This is a genomic window from Microbacterium sp., from assembly GCF_044340635.1.
Lineage (GTDB): Bacteria > Actinomycetota > Actinomycetes > Actinomycetales > Microbacteriaceae > Microbacterium.
The window spans coordinates 20,575-37,884 of sequence record NZ_JBIITF010000023.1; the positions used below are offsets into that span (position 1 = coordinate 20,575).

At 68.7% G+C, this 17,310-nt stretch carries 17 protein-coding genes; 16 read left to right on the plus strand and 1 reads right to left on the minus strand.

The features are described from left to right. The first annotated feature begins 5 nt into the window (after positions 1–5). Genes ACIQ0W_RS15195 through ACIQ0W_RS15215 form a run of 5 tightly spaced genes read left to right on the plus strand, consistent with a single transcriptional unit; the run spans position 6 to position 5,806 of the window. A complete protein-coding gene (locus ACIQ0W_RS15195) occupies positions 6–3,407 on the plus strand; it encodes a LysM peptidoglycan-binding domain-containing protein (RefSeq protein ID WP_396643519.1) in 3,402 nt (1,133 codons plus the stop codon). Positions 3,408–3,409: 2 nt separating this feature from the next. Further along, a complete protein-coding gene (locus tag ACIQ0W_RS15200) occupies positions 3,410–3,991 on the plus strand; it encodes a prepilin peptidase (protein WP_396643520.1) in 582 nt (193 codons plus the stop codon). After that, positions 3,988–4,719: a hypothetical protein gene (locus tag ACIQ0W_RS15205; RefSeq protein ID WP_396643521.1), complete on the plus strand. Its 732-nt coding sequence runs from the start codon at positions 3,988–3,990 to the stop codon at positions 4,717–4,719. Before ACIQ0W_RS15200 ends, ACIQ0W_RS15205 begins: the two co-directional genes overlap by 4 nt. 47 nt (positions 4,720–4,766) lie before the next feature. Beyond that, the gene (locus ACIQ0W_RS15210) at positions 4,767–5,237 is read left to right on the plus strand and encodes a hypothetical protein (protein WP_054687632.1); all 471 of its coding nucleotides are present in this window, start codon (positions 4,767–4,769) and stop codon (positions 5,235–5,237) included. After that, positions 5,237–5,806, plus strand: coding sequence for an RES family NAD+ phosphorylase (locus ACIQ0W_RS15215; RefSeq protein ID WP_396643522.1), 570 nt, complete (start codon positions 5,237–5,239; stop codon positions 5,804–5,806). The genes ACIQ0W_RS15210 and ACIQ0W_RS15215 overlap by 1 nt, the downstream gene beginning before the upstream one ends. A 32-nt stretch (positions 5,807–5,838) precedes the next feature. Here the strand turns inward: ACIQ0W_RS15215 and ACIQ0W_RS15220 are convergent, their stop codons facing one another. Further along, positions 5,839–7,122: a hypothetical protein gene (locus tag ACIQ0W_RS15220; protein WP_396643523.1), complete on the minus strand. Its 1,284-nt coding sequence runs from the start codon at positions 7,120–7,122 to the stop codon at positions 5,839–5,841. A gap of 499 nt (positions 7,123–7,621) precedes the next feature. Between ACIQ0W_RS15220 and ACIQ0W_RS15225 the strand changes: the two genes are divergently transcribed. The 11 genes from ACIQ0W_RS15225 to ACIQ0W_RS15275 all read left to right on the plus strand — a co-directional run. Further along, positions 7,622–7,822 carry a hypothetical protein gene (locus tag ACIQ0W_RS15225; protein ID WP_396643524.1) on the plus strand — a complete coding sequence of 67 codons (201 nt, stop codon included), beginning with the start codon at positions 7,622–7,624 and terminating at the stop codon, positions 7,820–7,822. Positions 7,823–8,070: 248 nt separating this feature from the next. Further along, the gene (locus tag ACIQ0W_RS15230; protein WP_396643525.1) at positions 8,071–13,089 is read left to right on the plus strand and encodes a telomere-associated protein; all 5,019 of its coding nucleotides are present in this window, start codon (positions 8,071–8,073) and stop codon (positions 13,087–13,089) included. A gap of 27 nt (positions 13,090–13,116) precedes the next feature. Continuing rightward, the gene (locus ACIQ0W_RS15235; protein ID WP_396643526.1) at positions 13,117–13,776 is read left to right on the plus strand and encodes a helix-turn-helix domain-containing protein; all 660 of its coding nucleotides are present in this window, start codon (positions 13,117–13,119) and stop codon (positions 13,774–13,776) included. Between the two features lie 45 nt (positions 13,777–13,821). Beyond that, a complete protein-coding gene (gene nrdH, locus ACIQ0W_RS15240; protein WP_269465077.1) occupies positions 13,822–14,097 on the plus strand; it encodes a glutaredoxin-like protein NrdH in 276 nt (91 codons plus the stop codon). Between the two features lie 143 nt (positions 14,098–14,240). Beyond that, positions 14,241–14,723, plus strand: coding sequence for an AlpA family transcriptional regulator (locus ACIQ0W_RS15245; RefSeq protein WP_054687645.1), 483 nt, complete (start codon positions 14,241–14,243; stop codon positions 14,721–14,723). A 10-nt stretch (positions 14,724–14,733) separates the two neighbouring features. Further along, positions 14,734–14,982, plus strand: coding sequence for a hypothetical protein (locus ACIQ0W_RS15250; protein WP_054687647.1), 249 nt, complete (start codon positions 14,734–14,736; stop codon positions 14,980–14,982). A gap of 23 nt (positions 14,983–15,005) precedes the next feature. After that, complete coding sequence (locus tag ACIQ0W_RS15255; RefSeq protein WP_156366718.1) at positions 15,006–15,185, plus strand: hypothetical protein; 180 nt, start codon at positions 15,006–15,008, stop codon at positions 15,183–15,185. Beyond that, complete coding sequence (locus tag ACIQ0W_RS15260; RefSeq protein WP_054687648.1) at positions 15,175–15,885, plus strand: hypothetical protein; 711 nt, start codon at positions 15,175–15,177, stop codon at positions 15,883–15,885. Before ACIQ0W_RS15255 ends, ACIQ0W_RS15260 begins: the two co-directional genes overlap by 11 nt. 3 nt (positions 15,886–15,888) lie before the next feature. Further along, on the plus strand, positions 15,889–16,101 hold the full coding sequence (locus tag ACIQ0W_RS15265; RefSeq protein ID WP_054687650.1) for a hypothetical protein: 213 nt from the start codon (positions 15,889–15,891) through the stop codon (positions 16,099–16,101). Beyond that, positions 16,098–16,760, plus strand: coding sequence for a hypothetical protein (locus tag ACIQ0W_RS15270; protein ID WP_396643527.1), 663 nt, complete (start codon positions 16,098–16,100; stop codon positions 16,758–16,760). Before ACIQ0W_RS15265 ends, ACIQ0W_RS15270 begins: the two co-directional genes overlap by 4 nt. A gap of 26 nt (positions 16,761–16,786) precedes the next feature. Continuing rightward, a partial coding sequence (locus ACIQ0W_RS15275) for an SOS response-associated peptidase family protein (RefSeq protein WP_396643529.1) occupies positions 16,787–17,310 on the plus strand: 524 nt, incomplete at its 3' end.

Genomic DNA, 17,310 nt, shown 5'->3' on the forward strand with positions numbered 1-17,310 from the left:
TCATCGTGCGCATCCTCAAAGGTCTCGGATCACTGATCGCCCTGCTGGTCCTGCTGGTCGGGATCCCGGTCGGGCTGATCGTGTTCGCCGGCAACCCGATCCCCAGCTGGGACGAGGTCATGCGGCTCACGTCCGTCCCGGACTACGGCGGCAAGTTCTTCATGGGTACCCTGCTGCCTATTGTCGCGTGGATCCTGTGGGGCACCTTCGCGGTCGGGTTCCTCGTCGAGCTGCCCGCGCAGCTGCGCCGGGTGCCGGCGCCGCGGCTGCCCGGGCTTCGGCTGCAGCAGCAGGGCGCCGGTTTCCTAATCGCCGCGGTGGTCGTCATGTTCGCCGGCGTCTCGCCCGTCATCGCCGCGCCCAGCAGCGCATCCGCCGCCGAGCCGACCGCCGCCTTGGCGGCCGTGTCCTCGACGATCACCTCCGCCGCGGCCGTCGAAGCCCACACGGATACGGCCGTCGCTGCCGAGGCGTCGGCGGCGCCGACTTACACGGTGCAAGACGGTGACTCTCTGTGGCGCATCGCGCAGGAGACCCTCGGCTCGGGGGAGCGGTGGAAAGAGATCGCGGACCTCAACTATGGGGTCGAGCAGGCGGACGGCTGGTCCCTCACGCCCGAGAACTGGCTCAACGCCGGCTGGGTCCTCACCCTGCCCTCTGATGCGCCCAGCGGCGCCTCGAGCACGGCGGAGACCACGGTGGAGACCACCACCGTCGAGAAGGAAGTGACCGTCGTTTCCGGTGACACCTTGTGGGCGATCGCCGAGCAAGAGCTCGGAGACGGCAACCGGTACCCGGAGATCTTCGACGCCACGAAGGACGATGTGCAGCCAGATGGCCGCCACCTCACCGACCCCGACCTGATCTATCCCGGGTGGGTCGTCGACGTGCCCGTCACCGTGGAGGCCACCGTCCCGGTCGCACCGCCCGCAGAGACGGGTGGCGTTGAGGATGTCGCGCCCGGGGCTGGAAGCTCGGAGACGGGAGCGGACGCAGGCGCGTCCTCGCATGTGGACGAAGGCGCAGGGGCGCAGGCCGACGTCGACGAGCTCGGGGGCGGCGCTGTCGGAGCGATCCCCGGCGCCACCACCGCCCCCGGCGCTGCGGACGACGCAACGACCGGGCAGGAGCCGGCGGAGCAGGCGCCTGCGGCCGAGCAGGCGGCGGACGATGCGGCCGACACCGATTGGATCGACGAGATCTTCAACGTGCGCACCGCCGGCGGTCTCGGTGCTCTCGCGGCCGCCGGTCTGCTGGTGTTCCTCGGTGTGCGGCGGATGAAGCAGCGCCGTGACCGCAAGCCGGGTCAGCGCATCTCGATGCCGGAGGGCGCTGCCAGCGACATGGAGCTCGCGCTGCGCGCCGTGGAGAACCCACTGGGGATGGATCACGTCGACCACGCGCTGCGGCACCTGGCCGCGTGGGCTCAGGAGACCGGGAACGCGCTGCCGCCCGTGTACGCGCTGCGGCTGTCCGACGTCGAGATCGCGCTCTACCTGGATGCCCCGGCCGAGCTGCCGGCGCCGTTCGTCGAGGTCAGCGACGACAAGATGGCCTGGTCGGTCGACCCCGAAGAGCTGCCCCCGCTCGAGCGGGTTCCCAGCGCCCCCTACCCGGCGCTCGTCACGCTCGGCCAGGACCTGGGCGACGCCCACGTGATGGTCGACCTCGAGCACATCGGCGCGTTGAACATGATCGGCTCCGACGAGTCCGTCCGCGGCGCTCTCACCGGGCTCGCCGTGGAACTGGCGACGAGCCAGTGGGCGGAGGATCTGCGCATCACGCTCGTCGGGATCGCGCCGGAGCTCCCGGAGGCGCTGGACACCGGCAGGTTCCGGCACGTCGACAACATCGACGCGCTGCTGCACACCCTGCGCGCGCAGGCCACGGAGACCGAACGAGCCCTCGAGGAGCTGGGGGTGGACTCGATCGAGCAGGCACGATCGGCGGGTCTGGAAGCGGAGTCGTGGACGCCGGAGATCGTCATCCTGGGCGCCATGCCCGATGAGCAGGCTCGGGCTGAGCTCGCGGATCTGGTCACCAGGCTTCCCCGAGTCGGGATAGCCGCGATCACCGCCGGTGAGCTCGCCGGCGACTGGACCATGCACCTCGACGACGACCACACCGCCCAGCTGCAGATCCCCGCCGCCGAGCACACGCTGCCCCTCACCCCGCAGATCGTCAACGCGGAGGAGTACGCCAGCATCCTGCAGCTGCTCGACAGCAGCGACCAGGTCGTCACCAACGACAGCGAGTGGGCGCCCGCCGACGAGGTCACCCTCGACGACTTGCCGCCGGCTGACACCACCCTCCGCGACGTCGAGGAAGACATCCGCGTGGAGGACGGCGACGCCGACGAGTGGAAGAGCATCCTGCACTCCCTGCTGCCGGCCAAGTCCGCCGACGTCGCCGCCCCGCCCGTCGACGAAAACGCCGAGGAGGCCGACGAGGCAGCCGTCGACGAGACCGTTGAGAAGGCCGACGAGGCAGCCGTCGACGAGACCGTCGAGGCGGCGGTCGGGGTGGCCGTCGACGAGACCGATGCCGACGTCGCGGCCGAGGCACCCGAGCACGCGCCGGAGGCCGCGACGAAGGAGCCGGCCGGTCCTGTTCGGCCGATCGTTCCTCTGCGAGGTGCGCCGTACGTGCAGATCCTCGGGCCGGTGCAGATCGTGGGCGCCCAGGGGCCGGCTCCCAAGACGCCGGCGACGTCGAAGACGAACCAGTCGGTCGTGCAGCGAGCGACCGAGCTGATCGCGTTCCTCGCCCTGAACCCGCGGGCGACGGCCGTGCAGGTGCATGGTGCGCTGTGGCCGGGGAAGGACCCGCACGGCGGCGCCGCGCAGCAGACCCGCAACTCCCACACCTCGCGCGCCCGGTCCTGGCTCGGAGTCTCTCCCGCCGGCGAGCAGTACCTGCCGCGCGTGGGCGCCGAGGGCTACCGGTTGCGCGAGGAGGTCCGCACCGACTGGCAGCTGTGGCTCGATCTCGTCGGCGAGGACCCGGCTTCCGCCCCGACCGCGAACCTCACCCAGGCGCTGCGTCTGGTGAAGGGGCAGCCGTTCGAAGGCGTCAAGGAGAAGTTCTACGGCTGGGCCGAGCCGATCCGCTACGAGATCATCGCCGCGGTCGGCGATGCCGCGCACGAACTCGCGACCAGGTCGCTGCGAGCTGGTGACTGCGCCAACGCCCGTCTCGCGGCCGCGGTCGGCCGGATGGTGGACCCGGTCAACGAGATCTTCTGGCGCGATGCCCTCAAGGCCGAGCACCAAGCCGGCGACTCGACTGGTGTCGAGCGGCTCGTGAAGCAGCTGGAGAGCCACTTGGACAGCTTCGAGGACGGCTACGAGGCCGAGCCCGAGACGCAGGAGCTCATCGCCTCGATCCGGCGGCGAGACGCGAGCTGAGCATGACCGCGACGCCCGAGTACTCCCGACCGGTGGAGATCCTCCCGGCCTCCTGGACCCAGGTCGCCGGCAGGATCTCCGTCGCGCTGGGCGCCGGCGCCGCCTTCGCGGCCGCGGGAGCGCTCGGAGACGTCGGGATGGTGCAGTGGGTGCTCGCGGCCGTGGTCGCCGCGTTCGGTGTCTGGTTGGCCGTGTGGGACTTCCGGGAGCATCGGTTGCCCAACGCGATCGTCTTCCCGCTCTACGGCGTCGTAGGGGCCGCTCTGGCCGTCCTGGGGGCGTTCACGGGCGACTGGGGTCGGGTAGGTCTCGCCGTGGCCGGCGGCGTCATTCTGTGGTGCGTGTACTTCGCCCTCGGGCTCGCCGGCGCAGTGGGGTTCGGAGACGTCAAGCTCGCCGGCGCGCTCGGCGCCTGGCTGGCCTGGTTCGGTCTCCCGCTCCTGATCCCCGCGACGATCCTCGCTTACCTGCTCGCGCTGCCTCACACGCTCGTGATCCTCGCCCGCCGCCGCGGCGGCCGTGTCCCCTTCGGCCCGTACATGATCGCCGGCGCGCTCATCGCGGGGATAGCCGCGACGATATGAGGCTCATCCCCGACACCGCCGTCACGCGCGAGCTTGGCGAAGAGATCGTCAGCGTCCTCGAGGGGGCCGTGCTCCCTGGTGGCGACTGCGCGGCATGCGGGCGACAGCTCGGCGATGGTGCGTTTCGTCTTTCCGTCTACCCGCAGCCAACCGGAGGCGTCCTGGTGACGGCCGTGCATGCCACGTGCGGGACCTCCAACCTGCAGCACGGCGGTCTCCTCGTCGTGCCACCGGGCACGTGGACGGCCGCCGGCGCTGTCATCACCACCGTCAAGGCCACCCCGTCACGCACCTGGTGGGGTGGGCGGCGCGAGCGGCTCGAGGAGACCCGCATCCCTCTCGTGATCGTGAGCCCGTCCTGCGACGTGTTCTACCTCGGCCGACGCGACGGCCGGCTCATCACGACGGTGGAGCTGCTGCTCCTGGAGGGGTACGACCGCGCCGGCGAGATCCGGTTCCACGCAGCCGCCCGGGAGGACCTCACCGTCTCCCTCGACACCGACGAGCTCACGATCAGCCCCCTGTTCCTCGACGAGTACTCCATCGATGTGCGCGAAGGGTTCGCGGACATGCTCGACGTCGCCGGCGGCCTGCTCCTGGCGATCACCCACGAACCCATCGGTGCCCTCGCCGCGGGGGAGGGTGATGCTGCCGAGCTCGAGCGCGTCATCACCTCACGGCGCAGTGCGTTCGCGTGGATTCCCGCCGAGTCGATCCAGAAGGGCTGAGGCCAACGGCTGATGCCCAATATAGGAATTGGGCGTATCGTGGGGGTATGGCCAAGCGAACCTTCACTGCACGATCGGCGGGCACCGGCAAGATCTCTGCCGGAAAGTCGATCGCCAAGAATCCCACGAGCAAGGCTGGCGCGGCGCTGAGGGATGCGGCGGCGAAGCGGTCCAACTACGTCGTCGCGATCCAGATCGCTGACCGTGCCAGCGCGGTCGCGGCCGCGCTGGGCAGCAAGGCGCAACTCGCGTCGATGCTCGAGGTGTCCCCGTCGCAGCCCACACGGTGGATCGACGGATCCGAGCGCCCGAACTCGGAGAACGCTCGAGTGATCGTCGACCTGGACCACGTCATCGCTCGTGCGGGTCTGCTGTGGAAGCCGTCCGTGATCGGTTCGTGGCTCAACGGCAGCAACGCCTTCCTCGACGGCGCGCGGCCGATCGACGTGCTCAGGACGACCGGCTCTGCGCCTGTCATCGACGCGCTCGACCAGGAGCTCGCCGGCGGCTACGCCTGATGCTGCTGCACCGCGTCTTCCTGCACGACCCCGGAGCTGCTCCCGGAAAGTCCGGCCACGCCACCTACCTGCACAAGCCGCAAGGCGCCGGCCGCTGGGACAACCCCGCGCTCTACGACGCCTGGTACCTCTCACCCGCAGCCGAGGGCGCCGTGGGGGAGACCCTGGGCAACCTCGCCACCTGGTCGGCTGACATGCTCGAGCACCCGAGTGGGCTGCGCCGCGCGCTCGCGACGTTCTCCGTCGACGACGACCTGTCGATCTTCGACTTCGACGACGCGACGAACCTGCAGCACCTCGGGATGCGACCCAGCCAGGTCGTGATCCGCAACAAAGCCTTCACCCAGAGCAAGGCCGCGGCGCTGTTCGCCGAAACCCACCACGACGGACGACGCCGGTGGGCGGGCGTGAGCTGGTGGTCGTACCACCGCCCGTCGTGGCGGAACGTCATGTTGTGGGCGACGCCCGCAGAACCCGCCCCGCTCACACTCCAGAGCGTTCACCCGCTCACTCTCAGCTCGATCGCGGTCATCGAAGCCGCGCGCGCCCTGAGCAAGCCGCTGCCGTAGCTCGAGCGACACCTCGGGCGAGGGCGAGGACCCTACGAGTGGGCGCGCGGGTCGTCTGAGTCGTATGACCAGAACTCGTCCGGGGCGACATCCCAGACCTTCACCGTCTTCCCCTCGTGGACGTGGGAACGGGTCAGCCTGCCGGCTTCGTCTTTTTCCACCAGGCCGACGAGCTCGAGGGCGGCCGAGAGCTGCGGTAGCGAGGGCCGCTCGTCGACGGCGAGATCTGCAGCCAGGAGTGTGCGCGCCGGCGCGCACAGCAGCAGTAGCCGGCCATTGGTGAGGATCCCGACCCGGCGGCCGCTCTTGGCGCTCTCCTCCGAGAACGAGCCGTGCGAGTCGTACACGTGCGCGCGCCCTTCGTCGATTGCATGACGGACGGAGCCCACGAGCGCGTCGACCAGGTGAGGATCCGCGGCGGCGGTCGTCGACGACGCTGACGCCCGCGCCGGCTTCGCGCGACGCTCCACTGCCGTAGTGGCCTGCCGTGCCGGCCGCCGAGTCGCGGAGCGTTCGACCTGGCCGCCGGGGCGCGCGCGGGGCTCGGGCGCATCGCTCGTCGATGGCGGCCGCGGCGACTCCCGAGTCCACGGCCAGGCATCGAAGGGCATCTGGTGGGCGTCGAGGAACTGGTCCAGCAGCCGCAACCCGAAGCGACACGCGGCGACGGACGACCGGTCGGTCTCTGGTACACGATGCAGCCCGACCCACATGTCGAGGTAGTCGTCCATCGATGGTGCGCCGGCACCGCGCATCCATTCCCGGATCCTCCGGCCGAGCTCGACGCGAGCGTGTGCGGTCTCGCCGGACACGATCGCGCTGTACTGGCTCCGCTCGAGGTCCGGGGAGAGCTCGAGCGAGAAGACCCGGTCCCGGAAGTCGGGAAGCATCGCGCGATCGCCGGTGATGATCGTCGCCGGCGGTACGCCCTCCGGCAGCTCCCCGCTGCGCCCCATCGCGGCGCTCAGCTCTAGTCCATCCAGGATCTTCCGCAGCTCCCTCTTCAACAGGGTCGGGCGATGAGCAGGGACCAGATCCTCCAGCACCATCGGGTGCTCGATGACGAACCACTCGCCCTTGCGCATCTCGAACGGGATCCCGTCCGCGCGCAGCTCACTCCACGGTCGCCCTCCGAGCTCAGCGAGAGCGAACGCCGCCATCACCTTGTCCGGCGAATCACCGTAGAGATAGATCGGCTTCGGGAACGGCCGCCACAACGAGAACATCATCGCGCCCACGAGCCGCTCCACGGCGGGAGATCCGCGCAGCGCGGTAAGTGCCCTCGGCACCAGATCCTCGACGCTCACGACCTCCACGCCGCCCACTCTGACAGAGACAGACACCTCCAACCGGGCCATCTGGGGCGAAATAAGGGGCGTGTTACCGATTTTCTGGCGCCCGCCACCCCCGGAATCACGCGGATGTTACCGACCCATCCCGCGCCGGAAGACAGGCTCACAAAACTTGAATCATCCATCTGACCTGGGATTTATCACCCCCTTGGGCGTCGCAACCGTAACCGTTACCGGAAACTCAACACATATACGTGTTAACCCCCAAACGCCCCAACGGCACAAGCTCCGAGGAGCGATGGCACTGGAGGACTGAAAAACTTTCGGCACCCGATGTCCGGATAACGTCGGAAGTTGCACCTATGACGGTCATGGACGAGCTGACCGATCCGACACGCCAACGCGCCGAGTGTGGCTTGCGGTATCTGTATCTGTTCCGTGCTATGAATGACGCATGTCAGCGGCAAGAGCAGCACGGCCTGGGCGCCGAGTTCGCGGGGAACGAGCACAGATGCTCGTCCGCGTGCCGATCGACCATCACAACCTGTACGAGCGCAAGGCTGAGGAACTCGGCATCCCGCTCGGCAGCTGGGTCACGATGCAGCTTGCAGAGCTCTACGACCTTCCGATCCCGGAGTACATCCACGAAGAACTTGCGGCGGCCGAACAGCGTCGTCGCGCCGACGAGTCGCGACAGGAGCTGCCGATGCCGCGCACCGCATAACGAGGAAGATCCCCGGTTTGGCGACCGGGGATCTTCGGGAGTCTGGTTCGGACCCGAAGCTTTGGCGAGCAGGTGGTCCGAGATCTGAAGTTGTAGTTCCTGGGTTGGCCCCCACAGGGAACTGAATCGCACCGAAAGGAGGTGTTGCACGTCATGGTACCCGAAGTTCGTCTTTTTCTGAAGCAGCTTCAGCCTGCGGCTGTGTCTCGTGTCTCTCCTCCCGTGGTCTTCACGGGAGGGTCGGGCACGTGACGCTGACTGACTCTCCTGTTGTTGGGGCTGCCGGGTCGGCGGTCGATCGAGTGTGGAACGCTCTCGACGCCGGCGGGTTCAAGCCCGAGTCGATCCGGGGCGACAAGTTCATGGCGCTGTGCCCGGTGCATGGCGACACTCACCGCTCGCTGAGTGTGAAGTTCGACCGGCGCCGCGAGGCGGTCCTGCTCAACTGCTTCACGTGCCACGCCGACTACCGCGACGTCGCCAGCGCGATCGGCCTGTCCGCCACCGATCTGTTCGACGCCCCTCTCCCCGAGAAGGACGCTCCGCGGCCCGCGAAGGGCAAGCCGAAGTTCGAGCCCGCGCACCGGGTGCCGCGCCGCATCACCGGCCTCGTCGACGTCGACGAGCTCGCCGGGGCGAAATGGGAACAGGTGACGACCTACCCGTACGCCGACGCAGCCGGAACCGTGGTCGAAGAGGTCATCCGCGAGCAGGCCGTGGTCGACGGCGCCGTGCACAAGCGGTTCCGTCAGCGCTTCCGCTCGGCGGCCGGCCGCTGGGTCACCAAGAAGCCGACCGGATTCACCCCCGTCCTGTACCAGCACGCCGACGTGCTGCGTGCGATCGCCACCGACCAGCCTGTGTGGATCGTCGAGGGGGAGAAGGACGCCGACAACGCTGCAGCCCGCGGCCTGGTCGCGACCACGAACGCCCAGGGGTCCGGGTCGTTCCCCCGTGAGCTCGCCGACGTGTTCACCGGGGCCACGGTCAACGTGGTCGCCGATCGGGATAGCGCCGGCTACAAGCGGGCCGCGCAGCTGCACCACATGCTCGGCGAGGTCGGCGCGACGGTGACCCTCTACCGGCCGGCGATCGATGTTGACAAGGGCGATCTCACCGATCACCTCGAGGCCGGCCTGGGCGTCGAGGACCTGGAGGAGATCTCGGTCGGCAATGCCGTGCTGCTCCAGCTGATCGCTGACACGGTGAAGGGGATCGAAGCGATCGCCGTGTGCAGTGCGGAGATCCGCGCACACCAGGAGCTGGTCGCTTCGGGCGAGGATCCCGCGCAGCACGACGAGGACATCGCTGCGTGGGCGAAGGAGGCGCTGCTCCGCTATCGCCGGGTCGCTGCGAACGTCGGCGAAGTGGTGACGGCGACCGGTGCCACGGATCCCCTCAGCCGCACCGTGATGCAAGAGGCGGAGAACCTCGTCGACCAGGCCGCCCGCACCGCGCAGGAAGCCTACGACCTCACGGGTGTCCGCGTGCCGACCAGCATCACCGAGCGGCTCAAGCCCGCTGACCGGCGAGTGCAGTTTGGCGGCGACCGCGAGCACGAGGCCGGCGACCCTCCCGCGTTCACGGGCAACACCTTCATCCCCGGCGACGACGACACCCCCAACCGCGGCCGCGAGTTCACCGTCCGCAAGGGGCAGACCGTCGAGATCAAGTGGGAGCGCGACGGCGACGGGACCCGCCGCCGGTTCAACCGCGTCATCGACGGCTGGGGCGACATCCTCTCGGTCGCGTTCGAGGACAACGGCCAGGAGTCGGAGATCACCCGAGCCACCCACGAGATGACCGTCCGGTTCTCCCGCTGGGTCCGCGATGAGGAAGGGAACCCGGTCTACGAAGAGAACGGCAGCAACAAGATCGAGTCCCAGGTGGTCACCTGGGATGAGGAGCAGCTGCAGCGGGGGACGTGGGCTGACGCGCTGCCGTGGGTCGGGATGCTCGAGAACACATCCCGCCGCGGCCGCGAGCTGGCGTGGGACGCCCTGCACAACGCCCGCCCCGCCCCGTACGCGCGAGAGCGCGTCTACACCACCACTGGGTGGCGTGAGGGAGAGTCGGGAAGCTACTTCGTCCACGCAGACGGAGCGATCACCGCGCAGGGTTCGATGCCGCTGCGGACACGCATGGTTGGCGGCATCGAGCATCTGCGGGTCGCTGAGCCCACCACGGATGCAAAGGCTCTGCGGGCCGCGTGGGAGGGAAGCACCGTCCCACTGCGCGAGAAGCTGCCCGCCCGGGCGATGGCTCCCGTGCTGGGCCTGGTGTGGCGGGCGCCGTTCGCGCCCGTGCCCCACGTCTGCTACCTCAACGGCGCCGCCGGATCCGGAAAGTCCACGCTCGCCCGACTCGGCATGCACTACTTCGCGCCTGGCCTCGTGCAGCAGGAAGGCTCGCCCAAGACGATCCTCTCCGCCACCGCCGCAGGCGGATCCCAGTCCGGCATCGGCCTGATGCGGGTCGTCCGCTCCGCCGACTACATGCCCGTCCTCGCCGACGACTTCGTCGACATCGACGCGAAGAAGGCCGAGGCGCGCCTCGAGAACCTCGTCCGGGCACTGTTCGACGGCGGCGGCCACGTCGCCGGTAAGGCCCGTGGGGGAGTGACCGCGCAGGGCCGCATCAACGCATCCGTCATCGCTACCGGCCAGATCGGCATCACCGGCTCCGCACTCCAGCGACTGTTCACGATCGCGTTGAACCCGGGCGAGATCCCCGACAGCACCGACACGTTCATGCAGCTCGAGGAGAAGACCCACCGCGAGGAGAGGGCACTCCTCGGCGCTGCGCTGCTGCAATGGCTCGCTGCTCACCGCGACACGATCCAAGCCGAGTACTTCGACCCCGCCAGCACCTCGCCGCTCAGCCTGCGCGCCCTCACCCTCGCCTGGACGCGACGCCTGCGCGATGTCCCGCACAACGACGGTGCACGCGGCCGCATGATCACCGCGGCCGTGGTCTCCGTCCACGGGATCGCTCTGATGCTGCGCATGCTCATCGAGAACAAGGCGCTCACCCGCGACGAAGCCAACGAGTTCTACGCCTGGGCCGAGGCGGGAATCGATGAAGGGATCCGGCTGCAGGACCCCGGCAGCGGCGACGTCGCACTGCTCACGATGGAACTGCTGCGCGAAGCGCTCGCCAGCCAGGCCGCGCACATCTCGCTCACCGATGGCGAAGCGCCAGACAACGCCGAGCAGCTCGGCTGGAGCCGCCGCGGCAAGCAGCCCAACGACGTCCTCGTCCCCAACGGCCCGAAGGTCGGCACCATCAAGGTGCACAGCGACGGGACCGAACGGCTCTACCTGTTCCCGATGGTCACGTTCGAGGTCATCAAGAAGGTCGCCGCCGGCGCCGGCATGGGATTCAGCGACACCACCACCTCGATCGGCTCCTCGTTTGCCGGCGCCCCGCACTTCTGGATCACACCCGAGTTCACCAACCGCGACAGCAGCACTCAGCACACCGTCCGCCCGATCCAGGGCGGCCCCCCGATGAAGGTGTGGGACCTCCCCCTCAGCGCACTGTTCGGCGAGCACGGCAGCGACGACGACACCGATCCCGGCACCGATTCCCCGGACCCGTCGCTGTTCGACGGTCCCGTGAACTTCGGGGCACTGCTCGACGACACTGCCGCTGAGGACGCACCCCCGGCGCCCGAACCGCTGCTCGAGATCCCCGAGACCCCCGCATCGCCACAGACCTCTGACCCGCAGCCAGCGGAGCGCTCGTCGACCCAGCCGGCACCGGCCGCGACGGCCCCCGCCCCCGCCAAGCGCGCAGCGGTCGCCCCCGGACCGGGTTTCCGCGGCGTCGTGGGCGTGCTCGACGAGCACGGCGTCTGGCTCCCGGACGGTCAGTGCGTGCCGCTCCCGTTCCCCATCCGGCACATCGGCGACGCCGCGAAGGTCATCGCCAACCTCGGACTCGGCTACCGGCACCCGGGCGCCTGGAAGTCGGAGGACGGCCAACTGCTCGTGACGGATGCCGCGGCGCGCCAGCTCGGCCTCCCCGTCGACCAGCTGACCTCACACGAAGGCCGTGAGCGCACGGAGGAGCTGTACAAGCTCACCGTCGACCACCCGTTCCTCACCGACGCGATCGCCGAGGGGTACGAGATCGGCGGCGCCCAGGTGGCCCTCAACCCGATGACCCGCGTGTGGATGCCCGGCAACGACCGGCTGCGGGGACGGTTCGCGTTGATGGCCGCGCTGCAGGACGACTTCACCGCGCTGTGCGCCGGTGACGCGGACAGCGCCACGATCGCGCGCCGCCTGCAGCGATACGCCGAGATGATCGGCAAGCCCTACGCGGTCAGCGCTGCTGTAACCGGCATCGACCTCATGCTCGATCTCGCGCCTAGCAAGGAGAAGCGCCTCGAGCGGTTCACCCCGCACACACCGGTCGGGCCGGCGGAGATCTCGACCCTCGAGGCGGACATCAACTGGCAGCGCAAGCCGGTGGGTGAAGAACTCGAGCACACCTACGTGCACGCCTTCGACCGCGGCGGCTCCTACCTCGCCGGCGTCAGCGGCCAGCACTACGGCATCGGCGAGCCCCGGTACTTGCCCGAAGGCTCCCGGATCGAGTTCAAGAGCACCACGCCCGGCTACTGGCGCGTCGTTCTCCCCGAGCGCCGCGAGTGGCTGCACCCGAACCCGATCGATCCGTTCAACCGTGACGGCGAGATTGCCGGCATGAAGAGCTGGCTGACTACCGCGACCCTCACCATCGCCCAGGAGCTCGGCTACGAGCTCGAGATCGTCGAAGCGTACGTGTGGGACAACCACGGCCGGATCCTCGACAGCTGGGCGGAGCGGATCGCCGAAGCCCGCGCGGCACTGGACACCGCGGACCCCGACGACCAGGCAGTGCGCGAGCTCGTCAAGCCCACCTACACCCGCGGCCTGGGCCGCATGGCGAGCTTCGAGCACATGAAGGGGCGGCCCGGATTCGCACCCGAGCGGTACCACCTGATCCAGGCTCGCTCCCGCGCCAACATCATCCGCCGGATCGTGCAGATCGGCAACGAGACGGGTCGCTGGCCCGTCGCCGTCAAGCAGGACACGATCCTCTACACCAGCAACGAGATCGACCCGGAGAAGGCATGGCCCGGGCGGCCTCGCGACTTCGGCCGAGGGCTCGGTCAGTACAAGCCCGAGGGGTTCGCGTTCCTCAACGAGCACCTGCAGTTCCTGACCGGTGAGGGCCGCTACGACGGCAAGGACCACCTGGACCTCGAGGTGTTCTGACGATGACGAGCGAGAGAGGAGCCGACGATGGACGCTGACGACGCACGTGCAGCTGCCGAACGCGCAGCCAAGCAGCGCAACGCCGTCTTCGAGGCCTTCACCCGCCAGGAAGCGACCCCCACCGGCGCCGGGGAGGGTGCTCCTGGCGTCGTCCGGATGCTCCGGTCCTTGTACAGCACCACCCGCTCTGTGAAAGCGGAGGGTGGCGCAGAGCGGATGATCACGTCGATCTCCACGAAGGAGGCTGCGCGCCGGCTCGGCGTCTCGCAGCGGACCGTGCAGCGGTGGATCAAGGGGCAGCACAACCCCTCCGCGACCGTGATGAAGAAGCTCAGCACGAAAGCGCGCCAGGCGGTCACGACCAAGCGCGGCCGCGCGCAGGCGGTGCGCCGCGCGATCGCCAATCAGAAGCCCACCGCGAACGGCGTCCGCGTGAGGGTCTCCGGCATGCAGGGGCCGAAGGACTACTCCCGCATGCGCGACATCGGGCAGAAGCTCACCCCCGAGGAATACGAGGGCCTGCAGCACGCCTACATGGAAGGCGGGGACAAGGGCGCTCTCGACTTCCTCGAAAACGTTCTGAGCGACAAATACGTCGAGAACTGGAACATCGACTATCTGACCGGGCTGGGCTTCGACGGTGTCGGACCCCACGACAACGATGGCGATCCCCGCGCCTTCCACTAGACCACCAACAGCACCACGACCAACACGAGAGGAGGTGAACCACCGATGACCGCAACCACCGCAGAATTGATGCAGGAGACGACTCCCGCAAGCATCACGGTCTACACCAAGCCCAGCTGCGTGCAGTGCAACGCGACCTACCGGGCGCTGGACGCCAAGGGCATCGACTACGAGATCCTCGACCTGTCCGAAGACCCCGCGGCGCTCGAGCACGTGAAGTCGCTCGGCTACCTGCAGGCCCCCGTCGTCATCACCGACGAAGACCACTGGTCGGGCTTCCGTCCCGACAAGATCGACGAGCTCGCCGCGCGACTCGCATGATCACACCACGAGAGGGCCGCACCCCACACCGGATGCGGCCCTCTCCGCGTCCCAGGACGTTGATTTATGGGGTCAGGTCATCCTATATTTGATGGGTAGAGACCATGCTGATCTGCCTGATCAGTAACCCAGGAGGTGAGAGCGTGACCGCGAAGAAGATCAACGTCATCGGCTACCGCGATATCGCGGCCAAGCTCGGCGTCAGCGTGAAGTACATCCACAATCTCGCCAGCACCGGCGAGATGAGCGATCCCGACTTCCCGCAGCCCACCACACCCGAATGGATGCGATCCCCGGGCTTCGACGAAGACGACGTCGACCGGTGGATCGCACTGCGCGCAGCGCGTGCGCAGCGCGGAAAGAGCGGCCGGCCGCCGGCGCTCGGCTACACGCGCATCCAGGTCTCTCCCGACGTCAACAAGAAGATCCTGCAGCGCATCCGCAAGGCCGGGACCTTCCGTGAGTTCACCGAGCTCGCCGGAATCTCCGATCAGGCCCTGCGAACCCGCTTCACCGGCCGCACACGCTGGCGCAGCGTCGAGCTCGAGGCATTCGCCACACGACTCGGCACCACCGTGGACGAACTCACGGCAGAGCCCCTCGCGGGCGAGCTCGACGTCGACTAGGAGAAGCCCCATGCCTCGAACGCCTCTGCGAGAAGCCATTGCCGAGCTCGCGATCGCCATCGAGAGCGGCGAACTCCCTCGAGTGGTGTCAGCCGACGAATCCACTCTCGACGCGATCCGCTTCGTCTTCCAACAGTGGTACCCGCTCACCGACAACGCGGGCCTGGAGCTGTCAGCCTCTGCCGAGGAGATCGGCCAGGCATACTTCGCACGCGGCGCCGACCCCGACAGCTGGGCGTGGGCGCCGTCGTCTGCATGACCACAAGCGAAAGGGCGGAGAAGGTGAGCGAACTTACTGAGCGGGTGCAGCAGCTGACGCCTGCCGAGCTCGTCTTCTCGCTGCGCGAGGTGGCCGAGAACGTCGAGCTCATCGACCCCGACATCACCGCCGCGCTGCTCACGCGAGCCGCCGACGACCTGGCTCGAGCGCACTCAGAGGAAGCACCCGACGATGCGAGCTGACCACCCAACTGAACCCGAGCGGCCGTGGGATGAAGGCCGACTCGGCACGGTCCTGTCCAACAGCTATGCGGCGTTCGGGCGCCGCGGCCGCGTCGACGCGACGCGCGCCGCGGCCCAGCTCGGCGTCTCGCCCTCCACCGTCCGCCGATGGGTGCGCCACGGCATCCCTGCGCGCCGGCTCCCTGAGATCCAGGAGCGCATTCTCCCGCCGGCATCTATGTTCACCCAAGAGCAACGAGAGCTCGCCCACGCCCGGGAATCACTCTGGGACATCGTCGATCGAGGCGCCCCCGTCAACCCCGCCTGGGTCAAGCAGGGGTGGCTCAAGCCGCATACCCTCGCGATCGTTCTCCTCCGCGACCGCGGCGTCTGCGTCCCCCGGATCTCCCGTACCGGCTCCGATCGCTCCGGAGAACGCCTCACCGCCGCCAGCGGCGTCATCATCGAGCAGCTCGATTTCCGCAATCGCTTCCGCGCCCAAGTCGCCAAAGGGGAGCTGCTCGAGGCCGTCCGCGACTGGAGGATCGTGATCCCCAGCGGACAGATCCACCCGGGCCGTACGCAAGCGTGGCTCGCTGACGCACCCAGACCCTCCCTCGACCATCTTCGCGACCACCCCCAGGTGAAGATCCCCGTCACCAAGCCGCGGAAGCAGTCACACACCACCGTCCGCAAAACCACGGCCGAGAAGGGACCCTGACCGATGCTCGGACAAATCCCCATCTCTCTCCCCGAGGACCCCGAGCTGCTCGCCGTGGCCACGATCGCGCTCGACAGGGCAGGGGAGTACAGCCTGAGCATCCACAATGTCGTCGACGCCACGATCACGATGACACCCGCGCAGCAGGCCAACGCGCTGCGGATCCTCGCCACCGGCGTCGAAGCCGAGGCGGTCGGCCGAGAGGAGCAGCCATGATCGAACGAATGGTCCTCGTGATGGGCATCGCCATGCTCGCTACGCTCGCCGCTACCGGCGCGATCTTCGCCCCTCTCACCGGCACACCGTGGCTCGATGCGCTCCTGGCCCCCGGCATCGTCATCGCCGCGACCGCGGCCCTCGGAGCTCTCATCGCCCTCGCTGGCGCGATCATGCAGCGCGCGGATCCGATCTGGGCTGCCGGCGGCGCGGTCACCGTCGACGACGACCACAACCTCACCCTCTCCACGAAGCGGTTCCTGCGTGCGCCCGAGCCGACCGCCACCGTCCGCCTCGACCAGGTCACGGTCGCTACCTGGTACATCAGTCCGTTCAGCAGATCCGGGACGCTCTCGATCCAGCTGTGGGACCACGACCCGGAGATCACCTTCGGGATCTTCGGGCTCATGCCGCAGTCCGGGACCGAGCCGCTCGCCGATATCTCCACCCGCATCCTCGACGCCTCACCCACCGCCGCGGCGCGACTGCAGCACTACCTCGAGCAGCGCATCGACGCCGGCACCCTCGAGTGCAACTTCACGCCCCACGACTTCGAGCCCATCCCCGAGCTCCGGCCTCCGCTCGAGCCGGGCATCACATTCAGCGCGGATGGCCACGAGATCCGTTATCGCAAGCCCGACCCGGACGAGACGCCATGACCGCCGGCCTGTAAGTCGCCGAGGGCGTGGACCTTCCCCTCGAGCTCATCACCAGCTCCAACGGCATCCTGGCCAAGAAGGGCGCCGGGAAGACCAGCGCGGCCGTCGTGTTGCTCGAGGAAATGCACCAGGTGGGCGTGCCCGTCATCGTCGTCGATCCCAAGGGCGACTGGGTGCTCACTGCGACCATCGTCACATCGGATGCCGTACAGACTCTCGCCGGCACCCACGACCGCAACCCAGTCATCCTCCCCGAGCACATATGGCTGCATTGGCTCGACCCGTCCCTTATCGGCGACCAGGCACTCGTCGACGAGGCCGTGCACGCCGGCGTTGCCGAGGCATCCGGCCTCGAGTTCGACGCGGTCAGCCCGTTCGGGATCCGCGCCAACGGTCCCGAGCTCCTCGAACCGTGCGGGCGAACCGATCCCAGCCTGCCAGCCGGCGCTACTGCGGCAGCGGGGCGCCGGGTACCGGCGCCGTCCCACGAGGTGAGGCCGGCTTGCCGGCATCGCAGGGACGGGCCGCGCAGCGGTAAGCCGTCCCCGAC